At 64.6% G+C, this 21,566-nt stretch carries 9 protein-coding genes; 4 read left to right on the forward strand and 5 right to left on the reverse strand.

The window, feature by feature from the left end:
- Positions 1 to 44: 44 nt before the first annotated feature.
- From FJ978_RS30715 to FJ978_RS30735, 5 genes are all read right to left on the reverse strand, one after another.
- The gene (locus FJ978_RS30715; RefSeq protein ID WP_140576516.1) at positions 45 to 1,202 is read right to left on the reverse strand and encodes an ABC transporter permease; all 1,158 of its coding nucleotides are present in this window, start codon (positions 1,200 to 1,202) and stop codon (positions 45 to 47) included.
- A gap of 11 nt (positions 1,203 to 1,213) precedes the next feature.
- Entirely contained in the window at positions 1,214 to 2,248 is a 1,035-nt protein-coding gene (locus FJ978_RS30720; protein ID WP_013894591.1) for an ABC transporter permease, read from the reverse strand.
- 150 nt (positions 2,249 to 2,398) lie between these two features.
- A complete protein-coding gene (locus FJ978_RS30725; RefSeq protein WP_013894590.1) occupies positions 2,399 to 4,057 on the reverse strand; it encodes an ABC transporter substrate-binding protein in 1,659 nt (552 codons plus the stop codon).
- Positions 4,058 to 4,310: 253 nt separating this feature from the next.
- Positions 4,311 to 10,367, reverse strand: coding sequence for a translocation/assembly module TamB domain-containing protein (locus FJ978_RS30730; protein WP_140576518.1), 6,057 nt, complete (start codon positions 10,365 to 10,367; stop codon positions 4,311 to 4,313).
- Between the two features lie 2 nt (positions 10,368 to 10,369).
- Positions 10,370 to 12,298: an autotransporter assembly complex family protein gene (locus FJ978_RS30735; protein WP_140576519.1), complete on the reverse strand. Its 1,929-nt coding sequence runs from the start codon at positions 12,296 to 12,298 to the stop codon at positions 10,370 to 10,372.
- Between the two features lie 280 nt (positions 12,299 to 12,578).
- On the opposite strand from FJ978_RS30735, the gene FJ978_RS30740 reads away from it, so the two are divergent.
- From FJ978_RS30740 to FJ978_RS33005, 4 genes are all read left to right on the forward strand, one after another.
- Positions 12,579 to 18,059: an alpha-2-macroglobulin family protein gene (locus FJ978_RS30740; protein WP_140576521.1), complete on the forward strand. Its 5,481-nt coding sequence runs from the start codon at positions 12,579 to 12,581 to the stop codon at positions 18,057 to 18,059.
- Between the two features lie 165 nt (positions 18,060 to 18,224).
- Positions 18,225 to 20,330 (forward strand): penicillin-binding protein 1C, encoded by a 2,106-nt coding sequence (gene pbpC / locus FJ978_RS30745; RefSeq protein WP_041164765.1) that lies wholly within the window; start codon positions 18,225 to 18,227, stop codon positions 20,328 to 20,330.
- Positions 20,331 to 20,598: 268 nt separating this feature from the next.
- Positions 20,599 to 21,300: a M15 family metallopeptidase gene (locus tag FJ978_RS30755; RefSeq protein ID WP_246678233.1), complete on the forward strand. Its 702-nt coding sequence runs from the start codon at positions 20,599 to 20,601 to the stop codon at positions 21,298 to 21,300.
- A 60-nt stretch (positions 21,301 to 21,360) separates the two neighbouring features.
- Positions 21,361 to 21,566: hypothetical protein (locus FJ978_RS33005; RefSeq protein WP_210241454.1), on the forward strand; the 206-nt coding region annotated here is incomplete at its 3' end.

Consider the following 21,566-nt stretch of genomic DNA (forward strand, 5'->3'; position numbering starts at 1 on the left):
CTCCAATCCTAGTTCTTAGCCAAGTGGGATCTGGGATCCCACCGTCAATCCTTCATCGATTGCTCGCGCAGGGAATCGGCGAGCAGGTTGAGCCCCAGCACGAAGCTCATCAGCGCGATCGTCGGCGGCAGCGCCGGGTGGATAAAGGAGCGCAGCAGCCGGCTGGCATCCTTGATCGCCGTGCCCCAGTCCGGGCTCTCGGGTGCAAGACCGAGGCCAAAATACCCCAGCGTGCCGAGCAGGATCGTGGTGTAGCCGATGCGCAGGCAGGCATCGACGATCAGTGGTCCGCGCGCATTGGGCAGGATTTCCCACAGCATGATGTACCAGGGCGATTCACCGCGCGTCTGCGCCGCCGCCACATAGTCGCGCGTCTTGATGTCCATCACCAGGCCGCGCACGATACGGAACACGCCTGGACTGGAGGCGAACACCACAGCCACGAAGATGTTGAGCTGGTTGGGATCGATATGGACGATCTTCAGCGGATCCCGGTCGAAGACAAGGCCGACATAGATCCAGCCGCCTACGATGAGCGTCAGGCCGAGCAGGATGTAGATCCGGTCCGGCCGGTTCTTGTAGCGTGTCCAGAACAGCACGCTGAAGAAGATGATCGGAAACAGGAAGAAGACACCTGCCAGACCGTAGGGGATCGGCGTGTCCATGATACCTGGCGTCACCAGGAGGTAGAACAGCAGGATCACTGGGAAAGCCAGCACGAGGTTGGCCAGGAACGACAGGATGGAATCGATCTTGCCACCATAATAGCCGGCTGGCAGGCCGAGCGTGATGCCGACCATGAGCGCGAAACCGGTCGCCGCGGGTGCGATGATCAGCACGATCTGGCTGCCATAGACCATGCGCGAAAACACGTCGCGCGCCAGCTTGTCGCCGCCGAACAGATAGACGAGCCCCGACTGCGGTTCGATGGCGCCGGGCAGCGTGTCCTTCATGATCGGGATCTGGCCGAGCGGATCGAAAGGCGAGACGGTCGAGGCGAAGATCGCGGTGAACAGCCAGAACAGGCAGATGAAGACACCCGCGATGCCGACGCCGCTGTCGAACAGCTGGCCGTAGAGTGCCAGCTTCTTCTTGTAGAGGAAGCTCGCACCCATGACGATGGCGAGCGCGACCCAGACCGGCCAGAAGCGCCAGAGCACTTCGAGGATGATGGTGGAGGCGCCGATATATTGAGCTTGCATGCGCCTTCTCCCTACTGAACCCGGATGCGCGGATTGAGGAACGCGTAGCCGACATCGGAAATGAGCTGCGTGATCAGGACGATGAACACCGAGACCAGCGAACAGCCGAGCAAAAGGTCGATGTCGTTGTTGCCGGCGGCCTCGACCAGCGTGTAGCCGAAGCCCTGGTAGCGGAACATCACCTCGACGATGACGACGCCGGTGAGCAGCCAGGGAAACTGCAGCATGATGACCGTGAAGGGCGCGATCAGCGCGTTGCGCAGCGCATGCTTGACCACCACGTTGCCGAACGACAGGCCCTTGAGCCGGGCGGTGCGGATATATTGCTGCGTCATCACCTCGACCATGGAGGCGCGCGTCATGCGCGCGATGTAGCCGATGCCATAGATCGCCAGTGTGATCACCGGCAGCGTGAAATTGTAGAAGGTAATGCCCTGGCTCGCCGATGCCGCCGAACCGTTCAGCCAGCCGAGCCACGAGGCGAAGATGACGGTGAAGATGACGCCCGACACATATTCAGGCGTTGCCGTCGAGGCGATCGAGGCGACCGAGAGCACACGATCGGTGCGCGAACCCTCGCGCATGCCGGCGAGAATCCCGATCAGCAGCGAGACCGGCACCATCACGACCAGGACCCAGAACATCAGGATGCCGGTGGCCCCGAGCGCTGGAAACAACTTGGCCGCGACCGTGGTCTTGAACTTGGTCGAGCAGCCGAAATCGCCCTCGATCACCCCCGAGAATGTCGGCACGGCCGGGTCGTTGCAGAAGGAGAAACGCTGCGTCGTCTTGCCGGTCGCCGGGTCCGTGATCGGCTGCTTGGGCAGCACGCCCAGCCACTGGCCGTAGCGGACGAAGAAGTTCTGGCGATAACCATGATTGACCAGCCAGCTTTCGAGTTGCTCGGCCGATGTGTGCATTTCGGTCTGGCTGATCGCCAGCTTCTTCAGATTGGGTTCGAGATTGACGAGAAAGAAGACGACCAGCGTCAGGCACAGCATCGTGAGCAGAATCGTACCGACGCGTCTGATGATGAATGAGAACATTGTGCCCCCCTGCCGGCCGGGTTGGGGTCAGATATGGTCAACCCTGTTTCGAAAACCTTGTGACGTCACGCCGCCGCTGCATCGAATGCAACGGCGGCGATCCCGCGAATGCGAGGGGCGATGCGCCCTTCGCATTCATCAAGCTGTGGGTTACGCCTGATCGAGCCAGACCTTGCCGAAGTCGTGCTCGTAGGTGGGGTGCATCGAGTGGTTCTTCACCTCGGGCTTGATGTTGATGTAGAGCTTGCGCCAGTAAGGCTGGATGATGATGCCGGATTCCTGCAGCATCGTCTCGATGTCCTTCATCACCACCTTGCGCTTCTCCGCATCGGCGATCCCGAGCGCCTCGTTGACCTTCTTGTCGAAGTCCGGATTGGCATAGGCCGTCTCGTTCCAGGCTTCGCCCGAGCGGTAGGCGATGGCGATGACCTGGATGCCAAGCGGACGCATGTTCCAGTTGGTTTCCGAGAACGGATATTTCGTCCAGTCGTTCCAGAAGGTCGAGCTCGGCAGCACGGTGCGCTTCACCTTGATGCCGGCTTCGCGCAGCTGGGCCGCGATCGCGTCCGTGGTGTTCTTGTGGTAGTCCTCGTCATTGCTGATCAGTTCGTGCTCGAAATCGATCACGCCGGCTTCGGTCAGCATCTGCTTGGCCTTGGCGATGTCGCGCGGGATCTTGGGCAGTTCGACATATTCCGGATGGATCGGTGCGACATGGTGGTTTTCTGCCGGCGTGCCAGCATTGCCGTAGCCGAGCTGGAGCACCACCGAATTGTCGACGGCCAGGCACATCGCCTGACGCACCTTCTGGTCGCCGTAGGGCTTGGCATTGACGTTGAAGCGCGAGACCACGGTCGCTGCGGTCACCACTTCCGAAGCCGGCGCGCCGACGTCCGAGATAATCTTGACGTAGTCGGCGGTCGTCTCATGGTTGGTCTGCACTTCGCCCGACTCGAACGCCGAAACCGTAGCAGCCGGATCCGTGCCGTAGTCGATGAACTCGACGCCGTCGAGGAAGGCCTCGCCCTGCCACCACTTGCCGGTCGTGCGGCGCTTGTAGACGACCTTCTGGCCGACATCGTAGGAAACGAGTTCGAACGGGCCGGTGCCGATCGGGCAGTTCTTGAAGTTCGCGCCCTTCTCGTCGAAGCTCTTGTGCACGACGAGGCCGGGATAATCGCACAGGTTCGGGATGATGGCGATATCGGGCTTGTTCAGCTTGAGCTTGACCGTCATGTCATCGACCTTGACGACCGAACCTTCGCGCAGCTTCTTGGTTGTGTCATCGACGAGGCTGCCAAGGCGTCCCGGCATCGAGTTGCCTTCCGCCGACTTGTCGGCCCAGCGGGTGAAATTGTAGATCACGTCGTCGGCGGTGAACTTGTCGCCGTTGTTCCATTCGACACCAGGCCGCACATGCAGCGTGTATTCGGTGGCGTCGTCATTGATGTCCCAGCTCGCCAGCAGATACGGCGCGAAGGTGTATTCCTTCGTGTATTTCACCAGCGGCTCGAGCGCCTGGCGTTCTGCGTTGGAAATTTCCGACCAGTCGGCCGTGCGCGGATCCTTGGGATCCTTGACCGACATGGCGACTTTCAGCACGCCGCCCTTCTTGCCCTGCACGTCCTCGGCCTTGGCCGGGGTCGGAGCGGCAAGGCCGAGCAGGCCGTAAGCCATGGCCGTCGACGCGCCGAAGACGCTGGCAAGCGCCAGGAATTCGCGGCGATCCACCGTTCCTGCCTTGGCTTCCTTGGCCATGGCCAGGATGTGATCCGGAACGCTGTCGCCATTACTCTTATAGATTGTCATGACTAACTCCCATTGTTGGCTTTCCGCCGATTAACATTCCGCATCCAGGCCATGATGTCAAAGACGGCTTGGATTGGGAACATGTTAGCGAATGTGCAACTTTGAAAAGAGAGCGGTACGCGCGATAGCGACAGTCTTGACGCAAAATTGCTAGTGCGCCCAGATTCCGCCAAAATCTCTTCGGGCGATTAGACTGAGACATTTGCACTGGTTACGACAGCGCCAGTCCTGGCCACGGTGAAGGGCCAGACCCTCAATATTCCTTCTCGTAGAAGATGCCGCCCTTGGCTTCGCCGGCGTCCGTCGCCTCGCCGCGCAATTTGATGCCGCGCCCGACATTGAGGTCGATGGTCGCCTTGCCCGAACCCGGCTTGTCGCCCTTCTGGATCGTCACATAGGTGCGGTCGTTCAGGTACTTGCCGGCGGAGACAGCGGTGCCGCCCTTGTCGTCGGTGGTGACGTCGAGATCATCGACGCCGATGGCGCTGCGCAGGTTTTCAAGCAGCGACGTCGAGCCGCCGACGCCGGCCAGTTGCCCCGCCGCTTCAGCCAGTTGCGCGATCTGCAGCGGCGACAGGTTCGACATCGAGCGACCGAAGATCAGTTGCGCCAGCACCTCGTCCTCGGGCAGCGCCGGCACCGAGGAGAAGGTGAATTTCGGATTGGTCGCCTCGCCCGATACCACGATGGTGACGGTCGCACTGGTCGTGGTCGTGGTCGCGGTCAGGTTGAGATAGGGCACCAGCGAGCCGGAAAAGCCGACCGTGCCTTCGGTGAAGGTCAGCCGTTTGCCGAGGATCGAAAGCCGCCCACGCTGCAAGGTGAAGGTGCCGATCGCTTGCGGCGACGAGGCCGGGCCGGTGAGCTTGAGGGAGCCGCCGAATTCAGCGTCGACGCCCCTGCCCTGGATGAAGATCTGGTTCGGTGCGTTGACGGTGACGTTCAGCGCGAGACCGCCGCCGCCGCTCTTTCCGCTGGCCGTCGCCGGGCGCAGCGCCTTGTCCTGCGCCCGCACCGCGCCGGGCGCGTTCTTGTGCTTGACGTCGAGCGCGGCGAGCGAGCCCGGCAATTTGTCGGGAACGGTGATAACGGTCTTGGCGAGGTTGACGGTGCCGGCAATCGCCGGAGCGGAAACGAGCGGCCCCTTGATCGTCAGGTCGCCGCCCAGATTGGCGGTCACCACGCGCCCGTCCGTATAGCGGCCGTCGGTGAGTTTGATCGACAGGTCGGCCGGGAAGCCTTGCGCCGGGTTGATGCCGACCGTGCCGCTGGCCGAAAGGCTGCCACGCGTCGACAGCGTTCCGGTCAGCCGGTTGATCCTGGCGACGCCGCCGCCGATCGAGACGTCGGCGGCGATATCGTTGACGGCAAGGCCCGAGCGCGCATCGACCAGCCGCGCGCCGGAGGTGCTGACGCTGCCGCCGATCACAGGCGACGTCGCCGGGCCGCGCACCTGGACTTTGACATTGGCCGCTCCCGTCAGCGACAGGCCTTGCGCGGCAAGCTTCTGGCTGAGGATGCCGAACGGCACGCCGCCATTGAAGTCGAGCGCCAGCGCCGGCGTGCCCGCCGTCGTCACCGTGCCGCCGCCCTTGAGGCCAAGGCCGGCTCCATCGCTGACATTGGCGTTGAAGGTCAGTTTGTTGCCGGCAAAGGTGCCTGACGAAGAAACACTGACCGCACCAACACCCGCGCCGCGGGTCTGCGATGTCTGCACGCCGGCTGCGTCGATGTTGAAGGCGACAGCCGGGCTGGCTGGGGCACCAGTCACCTTGACCGTGCCCGAAATCGACCCGGCGGCATCGAGCCCGGGCGAGAAACTGTTGGCGAGCGACATCGGCACCCGGGCCAGCGTCGCGTTGATGTCGAGCGCCTGCCCAACCTTGCCGGTCACCGTCGCCGTGCCACCGCCGAGATTGAGCACCAGCCGGTCCAGCGTCGTCGTGCCATTGGCGATGCTGACCGTCGAGGCCTGGGCGATGGCCGCCTTGATGCCTTGGACGGTCGCCTGGCCGGAAGCGAGCTCGATGGTCGTCGTGCCATTCGCCACTTTCACCCGGCCGGCGGCCTTGGCCGGAATGCCCTTGACCGTGGCGCCGCCGGAAAAGCCGGTCCAGTCGCCGTCACGCTTCAGGTCGACATCGATGCCGCTGATCACGGTGCCGCCCGAGGTGACGGTGTCGGCGCGGATCTTGCCCGAGATCACCGGAGCGGCGAGATAGTTGGCGATCAGCGCATCGATGGAAACGGCTTTCGCCTGGAGATCGCCGCGCGTGATCGAGGCGGTCGTCGCCTTGACGGCGACCTGGGGCGCTGCGCCGTTCTTCGAGAAGGCGATGGTGCCGCGCACGTCGCCTTCGGCCTTCTCCAGCGCGAGCGCGGCGAGCGGTCCGATATCGGGCAGGTCGAGCGAGATGGTGCCTTCAGGCACGAACTTGTCGTCCAGCGCCAGATCGCCTGAAATCCTGTTCTTGCCCAGCGACAGGAGCAGGCCGTTGATGGCGCTCTTGCCGTCCGCCGTCGCCAGCACCGCACTGCCTTGCAGGGCCTGACCCGCGACATTGCCGGTCAACTGCACGTTCGCCGCCGGATTGGCGGCATCCGCCTTGCCGGTGGCCGTGAGCCTCAGCCCGGTGATCTCGCGCGCAGCCACCGACAGCCTGTCGCTATCGACGGTCAGCGACAGGTCGGGTGCGGTGGCCGGCCCCTGGGCGCTCAGCCCGAAAGCGATGGCGCCCCTGGCATCCTTCGACAGCAGCGAGATGTCGCTCAGCGCGCCCTTGATGTCGGCCGCCACTTTGTTGTCGGCAAGGCTCGCCTGCCCGCCGGCGGTGAGCGCGCCAGAGGTCAGCTTCAAGGCATCGATGTTTATGCTGCCGTTGGGGTCGCGTTTCAGCGTGGCGCTGATTTGCGCACGTTCGCCAAGCATGCCGCGCGCCGCAGCGGGCAAGGCCGATGACGGGGCATCCGCATTCAGCTTGAGGTCGATGGCGCCGTCACGCAGCGATACCTGGCCGGCGACCTGGCTGTTGAGTGCATCGCTCTTGAGCGAACCGCTGTCGATAGCGACGGCATCTGATGTCAGCCGGGCACTGAGGGCGGCCGTGATCTTGCCGGCGATCAGCGGTGCGATCATGGGATTGTCGAGCCCGACCTTGTCCACCGACACCGTGCCGGAAACCGGCCCGGCGCGGTTCTTGAGATCGAAAGCGTCCGAGTGCAGCGCCAGCACAAGACCGTCCACCTTCGCCGGGCTGGTGGCGATCGAAGGAACGATCGCGGACAGGTCGAGGCGGGCTTTCGTGCTTTCCCCCGCCACTTTCGCCGACAAGGACCGGACCTCGACCCTGACCGGGCTTTCGGTGCTGCCGACCGTCAGCGGCAGGCTGGGGCCGGATGAAGTGAGATCAAGCGCAAAATCGCTGGCGCCGTTCGGATTGATGGTGCCGGAAGCCGTGCCGGAAATCTTGTCGCCGGAAAGCATGGCATGATCGAGGGCGACGCCGCCGGCCATGGTGTAGGCGCCCGCGGCATCGACAGCGAGCGGCCCGAGCCCGGCCTGGCGGGTCTGGCTGGTCTCGACGCCGGTAAGCTGCGCGTCGAAGTGGACCTCCGGAGCAGCCGGCGTTCCGGTCACCTGCGCTGTACCGCCGAGCGTACCCACGGCATCGAGCCCGGACGCAAAATCATTGGCAAGGGCGGCAGGCAGCGCGGAGACTTTTGCTGCGAGATCGAGCGTCTGGCCGGCGCTGCCCGACAGCGTCACCGAGCCGCCACCGATATCGAGCGCCAGCCTGTCGATGCTGGCCGTGCCATTGGCGATGGTCAGCGCAGAGGCCTGGGCGATCGCCGCCTTGATGCCACGCACCGTGGCCTCGCCCGAGGCGACCTCGACGGTCGTGGTACCCTCGGCGATCTTGACCCGTCCTGCCGCGGTCGCCGGGATGCCTGCTATCGTCGCGCCGCCAGTGAAATTGGTCCAGTCGCCGTCGCGCTTCAGGTCGACGCCGATGCCACTGATTTCGGTGGTGCCCGAAGTCACCGCGTCGGCCTTGATCGTACCCGAGATCGCCGGCGCCTTGAGATAGTTGGCGACCAGCGCGTTGACGGTGATCGCCTTGGCCGTCACCTCGCCTCGCGCGATCGACGTGCTCTTCGCGTCGATCGCGACGGACGGCACGTCGCCCGCCTTGGCGAAGTCGATGGTGCCGTTGATGTCGCCGGTCACCGCTTGCCCGGCGAGTGCCGCCAGTTGGTCGATTGCCGGCGCGGCGAGCGTCAGCGTGCCCAGGGGCATGAACTTGTCATCGAGCGCCAGGTCGCCCGAGACCTTGTTGTCGCCTAGCGAAACCAGGAAGCCGTTGATCGAACGCTTGCCCTCGCTCGTTACCAGCGACGCCTTGACGTCGAGCGGCTGATCGTTGACGGCACCGGTCAGCGAGATATCGGCGGAGGGGTTTGCGATGTCGGCCTTGCCGCTCGCCGTCAGCTTGATCGTCTTCACAGTGCGGCCCGAGGCCGTCAGGCTGTCGCTGTCGGCGGAGACGGTGAAATCGGGCGCGGTCAGGGCGCCGCTTGCCGACAGCGCGAAACCAACGCCGCCAGCGACCGGGATGCCGACCGTCGGCGACAGCACCGAAACGTCGCCCAGTTTGCCTTTGATATCGGCCTGGATGTCGGTGCCTTGCATGCTGGCGGTGCCGCTGGCGCTGAGCGAGCCGGACGTGAGCGAGATCGAATTGGCGGCGAACGCCCCTTGCGGATCGCGCGTCGCGGCGGCCGAGAACTTCACGCGTCCACCGAGCACCGAGGCGATCTGGGGCGGGAAGGCTGTCGCCACCGCATCGGCATTCATCTTGAGCTGCATCGACAGATCGGCGAGCGTTACCGTGGCCGTCAGCGACGCGTTGACAGCATCGGAGCGCAATGTGCCTTGATCGATGGCAATGGCGTCCTTGCTGACCGACCCGGCCAGGTCGACATTGACCTTGCCGGTGATCAACGGCGCCAAGGTCGCGACGTCGGTTTTCAAGCCGCCCGCCTCCAGCTTGACGGTGACCGGCCCGGCGCGGTTCTGGATGTCGAAGCCGTCGGAATGTAGCTGCGCCGCCAGATCGTCCAGCCGCGTGCCGCCGACGACGATCGAAACGAAGGAGGCGCCGATGTCGACGATCGGCGCCTTGCCGTCGCCAAACGCCCTGGCGGTGGCATTCTTGATCGCCAGTGTAATCGGTTGCGCCTTGCTGCCGACGCTGACCACCACGGGCGGCCCCTTGGCGGCGAGTTCGACCGCGAGATCGCTGGCCCCGGCGGGATCGACGATGCCGGTCGCGGTGCCGTGCACGGCGTCGCTCTCGATATTGGCCCGGTCGACACTGAGACCGCCGGCCGAAGTGGCGGTGCCCGCCACGTCGAAGCTGGTCTTGCCGGCAAACAGCGGCTTCAGGTTTTCCGGCAGGAAGGAAGCGAAGTCGCCGTCACCCTTGGCTTCGAGGTGGTGGCCCTTGTCGGTCAGCTGATGGCGGCCGGTGAGTTGGGTGACGATCCGATGATCGACGAGGAAGGTGCCGACACCGCTCCAGTTGGCCAGCGGTCCCGTGCCCGAAACGACGATATCGACCGGCGGCGCGTCCGGCAGGTTGAGCAGGTTGGCGATGATGCCGCCCGCCGGCTCCGATGCCTTGAGGTCGAGGTCGAGCTTGTTGTCGGCCGGAGCGAAATGGACTTTGGCATCGACATTGCCTTGCTTGCCGTCATGGCGAGTGACGTTGAGCACCGTCTCGACCGCCAGCGGCGCGTCATCGGCCTTGACCGATCCCTTGGCCGCAAGCTCAGCGATGCCGCTGCCGGCCAGTTGTTCGCCGAGCGCGATTTCCGGCAGGTCGATCTGCTTGATGTCGATGGACACCGGCAGCGTCGTCGTGCCGCTCGGCGCCGGCTGTTGTTGCGTGCCGGCCACCGGCAGACGCGCCAGTTCGATGCGCTCGGCCGCGATGCGCTCGGCGCTGAAGCTTTTCGACAAAAGTGCCGTCGGCGACCAGTCGACGGCCACCTTGCGCGCCACCAGCCAGGCGCCTTCGCGGTCCTCCAGCACGACATGGTCGACGCTGAAATTGCCCGACCAGATGCCGTCGATGCCGCTGACGGTGACCTTGCGCTCGTCGCTCGAGGCGAGCCGCGAGATGATGCCGGCGAGATTGTCGCGGCCGCGCTCGGTCTTGGTCAGCACGACGAGCGCACCGATTGCGCCCGCGACCACGATCAGCAGCGTGTAGAGGACTATGCGAAGGATGCGCCAGACCGTCTTCATGTCTAGAACGCCTGGCCAATGCCGGCATAGATGCCGAAACGCGGATCGCCGGGGTCACGGTTGAGCGGCACGGCCGCGTCGATGCGCAGCGGTCCGAACGGTGTCACATAGCGCAGGCCGACGCCGGCGCCGACCTTGACGTTGGAAAAGTCGGGAACCGACTTCTCCGACACGGTGCCGGCATCGACGAACGGCACGATGCCGATCGTGTCGGTAATGGCGATGCGCATCTCCACCGAGGTCTCGAAGAAGGACAGGCCGCCGATCGGCTGGCCGGTGAAGTCCTTGGGGCCGATGCCCTGATAGGCATAACCGCGCACCGAGCCGCCACCGCCGGAATAGAAGCGCCGGTCGGCCGGGACGTTCTGCAGGCTGGTGCCGACGATCGAGCCGATCGCGACGCGTTCGGCCAAAACGAATTTCGAAGCCGTATCCAGCGACTGATAGGCCGACCCCTCGCCCTTGAGCTTGAGGAAGGCGGCACCGCTCAGAATATCGTAGCTCGGCTCGGCATAGGCCAGCACCCGGAAGCCCTTGGTCGGGTTCAGCCGATTGTCCCTGTTGTCATAGACATATTGCAGCGGGATGCTGGCGATCAGGTATTTGTGTTTGCCGAAGGCATCGTGGATGCGTGAGTAGTCGAGCGCGAACTCGGCCGACACCGTCTGCTGCTTGGTCAGTTCGTAGGACAGGCCGGTGCTGCCCTTGATCGAGAAATGGTCGTAGGCGTCGGGATGTTCGAGCACCGTCTTGATGCCGGCGAAGAATTTCGACGCCGGGCCGATTACGCCGGGTTTCTCGAACATGATGCCTGCATTGTAGTTCAACTCGGACAGATCGTTGCTGCCGATGCCGCTGATGGCACCGTCGATGCGCAGCTTCTCGGCGTGACCAAACAGGTTGCGATGCCCCCAATAACCTTCCAGGCCCAGCCCCTCGGTGTTGGAAAAGGTGCCGCCGAGACCGAAATAACGCGGTTTGCGCTCGCTGACCTGGACGCCGATCGGAATGTTGCCGTCGGCGTCGAGTTTGTCGGCTTCCTTGAACGTCACGCTGTTGAAAACCTCGAGCGCAAGCAGCCTGTCGCGCGCGTCGCTGATCTCCTGCGGCGAGTACTGCTTGCCGCGCTTCAGCCCGGTCATGTATTCGGTGAAGTCGCGGTCGACCTTCTCGGTGCCTTCAACCGTGGTGGCGCCATAGCCGGCGACCGGTCCTGCGGCGACCGTCAGCGTCACGTCGAGCGTCGAGGTGGCATGGTCGGCGACGATCTGCCGGTCTGTCACCTTGGCCAGCGGCCTGCCTTGTTCTTTCAGCGTCCGCACGATCAGCGCCTCGGCCTTCAGCACCGCACCGGACCCTGCGTCGCCGCCCGCGATCAGGCCGTAGTCGGCGCTCATCAGCCCCGCCGCGTCGCCTTCCAGCCTGATCGTGCCGAGGGTGAATTTGGGGCCGGCGGCGATGTTGACGACCACCGGAATGGGCTGCGGGCCCTTGAATTCGGCGTCCGGCGGCAAATCGTCGAGCGGCTTGCCGTCCATGGTGATGGTGACCACGCCTTCGTAGCGGGCATCGGCATAAAGCGCGGCGACAAGCTGTTCGCGGTCGCTGCGCGCCTTGGCCATCAGCCCGAGCGAGCCCGAGACCGGCCGATCCTCGTCGCTTTTCAGTGCCGAGGCGTTTTCGAGCTTCTTGACGAGATCCTTGTCGGCATCGGGGGCGGAGATGGTCACGGCGTAGCGCAGCGGATCGACGATATCGGCGTCCTCGTCATTGGAGGAACCCCACAGTTTGATGCCGAAAAGCTCGAACGCAGCCGCGGATCTTGATTCGGCGACCAGCGCGGCCGAGCACACCATGGCAAAAAGCAGGACGCGCGGAAGCACGCGCCCTGGCGCGATCCTTCCTGACATCTGCCTTTCATGCGCCGGCATTAAAACACCCTAGTTCACAAAACTAAAATTGGAATGAAGTTCTGAAGCGCTCGTAAAGGGGCCACAATCCAATTGTCTGAAATAGGACGGGCTTGGAATTCACACCTTCTGCGTTTCCGCAAGAATGCGTGATCCCCTGTCCTATGGAGGTTACTGTCCGCATACCGGTCCTTGGCCGGAAAATAAACCGTTGGCAGGCGGAACCTGCCGCGTCCGCGCGTTGACAAGCCTGACTGGAGCTTGAACATGCCCGGACGTCTGCAATTGTCTGGAGGGTGTTATGGCAATGCGCGCGGCTCGTGGTCTGTCTATTCTTCTCCTTCTCTTCTTTGCCTGGGGCACCGTTGCGCAAGCGGCCGAAGCGCGAAGAATCGCAACGACCGACAATTCCGATTATTTCGGTTTCGACCTCAGGTCCGACCAGAATGTCACCCTCGACCAATGCAAGACGACATGCCTTGGCGATCCGGCCTGCCGCGCCTTCACCTACAACACCAAGGCCAAATGGTGCTTTCTCAAATCCGACTACAACCAGATGAAGCCGTTCAGCGGCGCGATCGCTGGCAAGGTCGTCAACATCGATGGCGACCCCGATATCGGCGCGCCGCCGGAACTCGCCTTCTTCCCCAACTGGATGGCCGACCAGGCCCAGCAATACCGCAACAGGCTGCTCGGCCCGGCCTATGACAAGCCGACCGAGGGTATGGCGGCACTGACTAAGGCCGCCGAACAGGCCGTGCAGACCGGCGACCATCGCTCGGCCATGCAGAAATATGAGGCCGCCGTCTCTGTGATGCCCGACGATGGCCAGCTCTGGCTCAACCTGGCGCGCGAAACCCTGGCCGTGCAGCCCACGGCCAGCACCGCGGAAATCTCCACCTTGCCCATGAACGGCACTTCGGCTGCCTTCAACGCCTATAAGCTCTTGCGCACCACCAAGACGCGCGCCGACGTGCTGGCGCTGCTCGGCAACGGCCTCGACAAGCGCGATCTCTATCGCCCCGCCCTGCAGGCCTATGAAGCCAGTCTTGCGCTGGTCACCTCGCCGGCGGTCCAGGCGGAGTATGCCGACCTCAAGGCCCGCAAGGGTTTCCGCGTCGTCGACCACAGTGTCGATGCCGACACCAGCGCGCCGCGCATCTGCGCGCAGTTTTCCGAGGATCTGGTCAAGACCGGCGTCGACTACGCGCAGTTCGTCACCGTCGACAACGCCCCGCCAAAGGGCGTCGAGGCCAAGGACAAGCAGATCTGCGTCGAAGGCCTCGAACACGGCCAGCACTACGATGTCACCTTCCGCGCCGGCCTGCCGGCGGCGATAGGCGAAGTAACCGCCGCCCCCGTGGTGCTGTCGATCTATGTGCAGGACCGCGCTCCGTCCGCCCGCTTCACCGGCGATAGCTTCGTGCTGCCGGCCGGCGCGCGCCGCGGCATCCCGGTGGTCACCGTCAACATGAACGCCGCCGAGATGAAGCTCTATCGCATCGGCGACCGGTCGCTGGCGCAGCTTCTGTCGGGCTACCAGTTCCTGCACCAGCTCGACGGCTACGACATCTCCAATATTTTCGAGCAGATGGGCGCGCCGGTCTGGCAGGGCCAGCTCGACATCGCCAACGACCTCAACAAGGAGGTCACCACTTCCTTCCCGGTCGACGAGGCGCTGCCGCAGCGCAAGCCCGGCGTCTATGTGCTGACCGCCCAGGCCGTCAACGACAAGAGCGACGACTATGGTTCGATGGCCACGCAGTGGTTCGTCGTCTCCGACATCGGCCTGTCGACCTATACCGGCCAGGACGGTCTCAATGTCTTTACCCGCTCGCTGGGCAGCGCCAAGCCGATAGCAGGCGCCGAACTGACGCTGGTTGCCCGCAACAACGAGGTTCTCGGCACCGCGACATCGGATGCCGACGGCCATGCCGTCTTCAACCCCGGCCTGACCCGCGGCGACGGCGGCATGGTGCCGGCGGTGCTGATGGCCAAGCAGGGCGACAATGACTTCGTCTTCCTCGACATGTCCAAGGCCGGTTTCGACCTGTCGGATCGCGGCGTCACCGGGCGCGCCGCGCCCGGCGCGCTCGACGTCTATGCCTGGACCGAACGCGGCATCTACCGCGCCGGCGAGGATGTCCATGTCGCCGCGCTTGCCCGCGACGGCGCTGCCAAGGCGGTCGAAAACCTGCCGCTGACCTTCATCTTCTCACGACCCGACGGGGTCGAGGACCGCCGCATCGTCAGCGACGGCGCGTCGGCCGGCGGCCATGCCGTCGACCTGCCGCTCGAGCCCAACGCCATGCGCGGTACCTGGTCGGTGTCGATCTACACCGATCCGAAGCAGCCGGCGGTTGCCAGCCAGATGTTCCTGGTCGAGGATTTCGTGCCGGATCGCATCGAATTCGACATGAAGGCCGACAAGCAGGAGATCGCACAGGGCGAAACCGCCAACTTCGACATTGACGGTCGCTTCCTCTATGGCGCGCCGGCGGCGGGCCTGGCGCTGGAAGGCGAACTGACGCTGTCGACGTCGCGCGACTGGGACCGCTTCCCCAATTTTGCCTTCGGCCTCGCCGACGAGCAGTCGGCCGAGCCCACGGTCACGCCGCTGACCGGTCTGCCGGTGGTTGGCGATGACGGCAAGGCGACCTTCCCGGTCTCCGTCGACCAATTGCCCTCGACCACCAAGCTGGTCGACGGCAAGGTGACGGTGCGCATGCGCGAAACCGGCGGCCGCGCCATCGAGCGCTCGCTCAACATCGGCATCCGCCCGCAAGGCCATATGATCGGCATCCGGCCGGACTTCGCCGATGGTGAAGTGCCGCAGGGCGGCACGGCCAAGTTCAGCCTGATTGCCGTCGATCCGGACGGCAAGCGCGAGGCGCTGAAGGGCGCGCAGTGGACGCTGGTCAAGGTCGAACGCAATTACCAGTGGTACCGCTCCAACAATTCATGGAACTACGAGCCGGTCACCTTCACCAAGTCGATCGCCAACGGCCAGGTCGACCTCGACGCTGATGGCGACGCCACGGTCTCCGTGCCCGTCGATTGGGGCCAGTACAGGCTCGAAGTCGAGACCTCGGACCCCGAGGGACCGGCAACCAGCTACGAGTTCGACGCCGGCTGGTATGTCGCCTCGACCACCACCGAGACCCCCGACGGCCTGGAGATTGCCCTCGACAAGGACAATTATGCCGCGGGCGAAGTGGCCAAGCTGAAAATCTCGCCACATTTTGCCGGCGAACTCCTGATCAACATCGGTTCCGACAAGCTCTTGAAGACCATCACGGCCACCGTGCCGGCCGGCGGCAGCACCGTCGACATCCCGGTCGGTGACGACTGGGGTGCCGGCGCCTATGTCACGGCAACCCTGTTCCGGCCGGGCGATGCGCAGGAAACGCGCATGCCGGCCCGCGCCATCGGCGTGAAATGGCTGAAGGTCGATCCGGGCTCGAAGAAGCTCGCCATCACCTTGACGCCGCCGGACAAGACCATGCCGCGCCAGCAACTGTCGATCCCGGTTTCCGTGGCCGGCGTGCAGCCGGGCAGCAATGCCTATGTCATGGTTGCCGCCGTCGATGTCGGCATCCTCAACCTGACCAACTACAAGGCGCCGGACCCGGAGAACTGGTTCTTCGGCCAGCGCATGCTGGGCATGGAAATCCGTGACATCTACGGCCGCCTGATCGACGGCTCGCTGGGCACCACCGGCAAGCTCAGGACCGGCGGTGACGGCGCCAACATGCAGGCGCAAGGCAGTCCGCCAACCGAAAAGCTGGTTGCCTTCTTCTCCGGCCCGGTCGAGCTCGACGCCGACAGCAAGGCACGGATCGACTTCGACATCCCGCAGTTCAACGGCACCGTGCGCGTCATGGCCGTCGCCTGGACCAAGGATGCTGTCGGTCATGCCCAGTCGGATGTGATCGTGCGCGATCCCATAGTCATCACCGCCGGCCTGCCGCGCTTCCTGGCGCCTGGCGACGACGCCGTCATGCGACTCGACGTGGCCGATACCGACGGCCCGGCCGGCGACTACGCGCTGTCGATCGACACGACGGGCGACTTGTCGACCGGCGACAAGCCCCTGCCCCAGAAGCTGACGCTCGCCCAGGGCAAGCGCCAGACGCTGACCGTGCCGCTGATCGCAAAGACGGCGGGCAATGCCTCGCTCACCATCAAGCTCGCCCATGCCGACGGCACCAAGGTCGAGCAGACGCTCTATGTGCCGGTGCGTCCGGCGCAATTGCCGGTCACCACGCGCCTCGTGGTCGACCTCAAGGGCAATGGCGGAGCGTTGCGTGTCGACAAGGAGCTGTTGGCGGCAAGCCTGCTGGACGGCGCTTCCGTCAGTGTCGGCGTTTCGCAGGCGGCAGCCTTTGACGTGCCGTCGCTCTTGATGACGCTCGACCGCTACCCCTACGGTTGCGCCGAGCAGACGACGAGCCGGGCCATGCCGCTTCTCTATGTCAATGACATGGCATCGGGCATCGGCATGGAAAGCGACCCCGATCTGCATGGCCGCATCCAGGACGCCATCTACAAAGTGCTGAGCTACCAGTCCTCGAGCGGCAGCTTTGGGCTTTGGGGTCCGGGCTCCGGCGATCTGTGGCTCGACGCCTATGTCAGCGAGTTCCTGACCAGGGCGCGCGAGCAGAAATATGACGTGCCGGCGCTGGCCATGAACCAGGCGCTGAGCAATCTGCAGAACTCGCTCGGCTACGACCAGAGCGTACAGGACCGCGGCAGCGAGATCGCCTACGCCCTCTACGTGCTGGCCCGCAACAAGAAGGCCTCGATCGGCGACCTGCGCTACTACGCGGACACCCAGCTCGAAGCCTTCTCGAGCCCGATGGCCGTTGCCCAGCTGGCGGCGAGCCTGGCGCTTTACGGCGACACCCAGCGCTCCGAAGCGACGTTCAAGACCGCGCTGCAGCTCGCCAAGTCGAGCACGGACTACGACTATTACCGCTCCGACTACGGCTCGCGGCTGCGTGACGGCGCGGCGATACTGGCGCTGGCGGCGGAATCGAAGCCGGTGTCGACGATCGTGCCCGAGCTGATCAGGCTGGTGACTAGGGAACGCGCCGAAGCCCGCTGGACCAGCACCCAGGACGATTCCTGGATGCTGCTGGCGGCCCGCGCGCTGAAGGAGGGCAACGATTCGATCACGCTGACCGTCAATGGCGCGCCGCATTCCGGCGGCTACTCCAACCAGGTCAACGGCTCCGAGCTGGCCGACAGCCCGCTCGAAATCGCCAACACCGGCACGACCCCGCTGCAGGCCGTCGTCACCACCGTGGCGTCGCCGATCGAGCCTCTGCCCGCCGGCGGCGACGGCTTCACCATCAGCCGCACCTACTACAAGCTCGATGGCACCGAAGCCAATGTCACCGAGGCAACCCAGAACGAACGCTATGTCGTCGTGCTCAAGGTCACCGAGCAGAACAGCTGGCCGTCGCGCCTGCTGGTCACCGACCTTCTGCCGGCCGGCTTCGAGATCGACAATCCCGGCCTGGTCTCCAGCGCCCAATTGACGAACTTCTCCTGGCTGGCACAGACCGACGCCGCCCACCTCGAATTCCGCGACGACCGTTTCGTCGCGGCGTTCAATCCGGCCGACGGCGACCACGACCACAATCTGACGCTCGCCTATGTCGTGCGCGCCGTGACGCCGGGCACCTATGCGCACCCGGCGGCAACGGTGGAGGACATGTATCGTCCGCAATATTCGGCCCGCACCGCCACCGGCATGATGGAGATCAAGGCGCCGTAAGGCGCCGATGGTGGCGATCATGAAAATGGCGATTGCGCTCATGACAGCTTCCTTCTCCCCGTCTCTATACGGGGAGGTGAGCCGTGGTCCGCGCAGCGGACGAAAAGCCAATTGCTTGGCTTTTCGAACGGCGAACGCCCGAAGGGCCGTCGTGCCGGCAGGCGGATGAGGGGCAGCGCCGTGCTCTCGAGAAAATTCGTCCGCCGCGCCGCCATCGCCGCAGCTTCCTGCGCCGGCGTCCTCGCTCTCGCCGCAGCCACCCTCTGGGAACTCGACCGCGCCTTCCCGCCCCCGCTCCCGGCGGAACTCACGGTCTCCACCGAGGTCCAGGACCGCGACGGCCAGCTGTTGCGCGCCTTCGCCACGCCGGACGGCTATTGGCGGCTCGAAACCCGGCTCGACCAGGTCGACGAGCAGTTCGTCGATATGCTGGTGACCTATGAGGATAAGCGTTTCTGGGACCATGAAGGCGTCGACGTGCTGGCGCTGGCGCGTGCCGCCGGCCAGTTCGCCAGCAGCGGCCACATCGTCTCCGGCGGCTCGACGCTGTCGATGCAGCTTGCCCGGCTGATCGAGCCCCGCGAAAGCCGTAGCCTCGGCTCCAAGATCAAGCAGATGCTGCGTGCCGTCCAGATCGAGCGGCGGCTGTCCAAGCGCGAGATTCTCGAACGCTATCTCACGCTGGCACCTTATGGCGGCAACCTCGAAGGCGTGCGCGCCGCCGCGCTCGCCTATTTCGGCAAGGAACCGAAGCGGCTGACCGTTTCCGAGGCCGCCCTGCTCGTCGCCCTGCCCCAATTGCCGGAAAAGCGCCGCCCCGACCGCAACCTGGGGATTGCCCACGCCGCCCGCGACCGGGTGCTGACCCGCATGGTCTCGTCGGGGCTGCTCGGCGAACGCGAGGCCGCGCGCGCCGCTTTGGACGATGTGTCGGGCCTGCGCCGAACCTTGCCGGCGCTCGCCGCGCACGCCGCCTATGCACTGCTGCCCAAGGCGGTTCCCGGCCAACCGCTGAAACTGACGATCCGCAAAAGCGTCCAGCAAGGCCTGGAACAGGTGGCCAGGGATGCCGCCACCAGGCTCGGCCCGCGTCTCTCCGTCGCCATGGTGCTTGCCGATGCCCGCACCGGCGACATTTTGGGCGAAGTCGGCTCGGCCAATTTCTTCGACGCCAGCCGCTCCGGCTGGATCGACATGACCAAGGTCGTGCGCTCGCCCGGTTCGACGCTGAAGCCATTCATCTATGGCCTTGCTTTCGAGCAGGGGCTGGTGGCGCAGGAAACGCTGATCGAGGACAGCCCGGTCGATTTCGGCGGCTACCGGCCGAAGAATTTCGACATGGGCTACCAGGGCGATGTCAGCATCCGCCAGGCGCTGCAACTGTCGCTCAACGTGCCGGCGATCCGGGTGCTCGATGCTGTCGGGCCGGCGCGGCTGACGGCGCGCTTCCGCCAGGCCGGCGTGAACCCAATCCTGCCGGTCAACCAGGCGCCGGGCCTGGCCATCGGTCTCGGCGGCGTCGGCGTCACGCTGCGCGATCTGGTCCAGCTCTATACGGGGCTCGCCAATGGCGGCAAGACGCACACATTGCGTGACGGCACCGAGCCGGCCAATGCCGAAAGCGCGACCACCACCATCCTCAACGACCAGGCGAACTGGCAGATCATCGACATCTTGTCCGGCGTCAAGCCGCCCGAGGGCGCCTTGCAGCGCGGCATCGCCTACAAGACCGGCACCTCGTACGGCTACCGCGACGCCTGGTCGGTTGGCTTCGATGGCCGCTATGTGCTGGGCGTCTGGGTCGGCCGGCCCGATGCCGGCGCGGTGCCGGGCCTCTCCGGCTACGTCTCGGCGGCCCCCATCCTGTTCGAAGGCTTTGTCCGCTCGGGCCTTGCCACGGTGCCGTTGCCGGGCAAGCCGCCGGGCGTTTTCAGCCCCAAGCGCGAGGATCTGCCGGTGACGCTCGCCCGCTTCGGCGCCGGCGCGGACGGGCTGGTGCAGGCGGCACCGACCGAACCCGCGCCGACCATCATCTTTCCGCCGAATGGCGCGCGCGTCGATCTCGGTACCAACTCGGCCGATGCCTCGCCGCTGGTGCTGAAACTGCAGGGCGGCCGCGCGCCGTTCCGTTGGCTGGCCAACGGCAAACCGCTGGTGGGCATCGACCGCCGCCGCACCGCGACCTGGCAACCGGACGGCGCTGGTTACTCGACGCTGACCGTGATCGACGCGGCAGGGCGAGCGGCAAGTGTGAAGGTATTCGTTGAATAAACGGCTGGAAGCGATTCATCGAATTGGCTTTCCACAAGGTCGGTGGATAGCAGGATACTTGCCCATCCCGGTTCCAAGGCACCCCCCTCTGGCCTGCCGGCCATCTCCCCCGCAAGGGGGGAGATTGGCAGATTCAGCGCTCCGCTCATTCCTGCAACGATGGAGATTGGTGCAAGCGGACGAGCGCTCAATCTCCCCCCTTGCGGGGGAGATGCCCGGCAGGGCAGAGGGGGGTGCCTCGCGCAAACCTCGACGATCTGTAGCCTCAATGCTGGCAGCAACAATCCTCGTCGCGACAATCCCTCTCCCCACCTTCGCCAATCCCCTCCCTGCCGGTTTCGTCCGGCTCGCCGATGTCGATCCCACCATACGCCAGGACATTCGCTACGCCGGCCTCGAGAACTTCCTTCACCGCAAGGCGAGCGGCTATGAAGCGCCCGTCTGCATCCTGACCGAACAGGCAGCAAACGCACTCTCCGGTGTCCAGAAGGCCATTGCCGCCAAGGGCCTGACGCTGGTCGTGTTCGACTGCTACCGCCCTGCCCGCGCTGTCGCCAATATGGGTGAATGGACAAGGCAAGGCGGACCACCAGACCCGCAATGGTATCCGAAGGTCAAGCGTAGCGACCTCATCGCCAAGGGCTATGTCGGTGAACTGTCCAGCCATTCGCGTGGCTCGACGCTCGATGTCGCCATCGCGCGAACCGACGGCCCACCCGCGTCGAAGCCAACCTGCGGCGCCATCGATGCGGTTACACTCGATTTCGGCACCGGCTTCGATTGTTTCGATCCGTCGAGCGAGACGGCGCACCGCCCGCTCGGCCGCGAAGCGGCGGCAAACCGCAAATTGCTTGTCGATGCCATGCGCGCCGGCGGCTTCAAGAACTATGCCCGCGAATGGTGGCACTTTACGCTGGCCAATGAACCGTTCCGGATCCGCCGCTTCGATTTTCCGGTCAGCGCCAGGTAACTTGCCGAGCCAAACCCAAAGCGGTCTTGCCTAGCCACCATGTATCTCTAGATAGGCCGGATGGCGGACATCAGAGTCAGCCTTGAGCGTCGAGAGGAAGAAATTTCTCCGCAGCACGAAATCTCATCTAATATTTTCTCTAGGAGGACGAAAAAGGCAACATTCAATGCATCTAATTTCTATCAGTTCGGTAGATTTGGCGCGGGTTCAACGGAGGCAGAAATGACCAAACCTCATTTCAAGAAACTGCTCGGCGTACTGGTCGC

The sequence above is a fragment of the Mesorhizobium sp. B1-1-7 genome (assembly GCF_006442705.1).
Lineage (GTDB): Bacteria > Pseudomonadota > Alphaproteobacteria > Rhizobiales > Rhizobiaceae > Mesorhizobium > Mesorhizobium opportunistum.

Bases quoted from the DNA above. Each gene is read 5' to 3' on its own strand.
- FJ978_RS30715 (WP_140576516.1), bottom strand. From the start codon at position 1,202: ATGCAAGCTCAATATATCGGCGCCTCCACCATCATCCTCGAAGTGCTC.
- FJ978_RS30720 (WP_013894591.1), bottom strand. From the start codon at position 2,248: ATGTTCTCATTCATCATCAGACGCGTCGGTACGATTCTGCTCACGATG.
- FJ978_RS30725 (WP_013894590.1), bottom strand. From the start codon at position 4,057: ATGACAATCTATAAGAGTAATGGCGACAGCGTTCCGGATCACATCCTG.
- FJ978_RS30730 (WP_140576518.1), bottom strand. From the start codon at position 10,367: ATGAAGACGGTCTGGCGCATCCTTCGCATAGTCCTCTACACGCTGCTG.
- FJ978_RS30735 (WP_140576519.1), bottom strand. From the start codon at position 12,298: ATGCCGGCGCATGAAAGGCAGATGTCAGGAAGGATCGCGCCAGGGCGC.
- FJ978_RS30740 (WP_140576521.1), top strand. From the start codon at position 12,579: ATGGCAATGCGCGCGGCTCGTGGTCTGTCTATTCTTCTCCTTCTCTTC.
- pbpC (WP_041164765.1), top strand. From the start codon at position 18,225: ATGAGGGGCAGCGCCGTGCTCTCGAGAAAATTCGTCCGCCGCGCCGCC.
- FJ978_RS30755 (WP_246678233.1), top strand. From the start codon at position 20,599: ATGCTGGCAGCAACAATCCTCGTCGCGACAATCCCTCTCCCCACCTTC.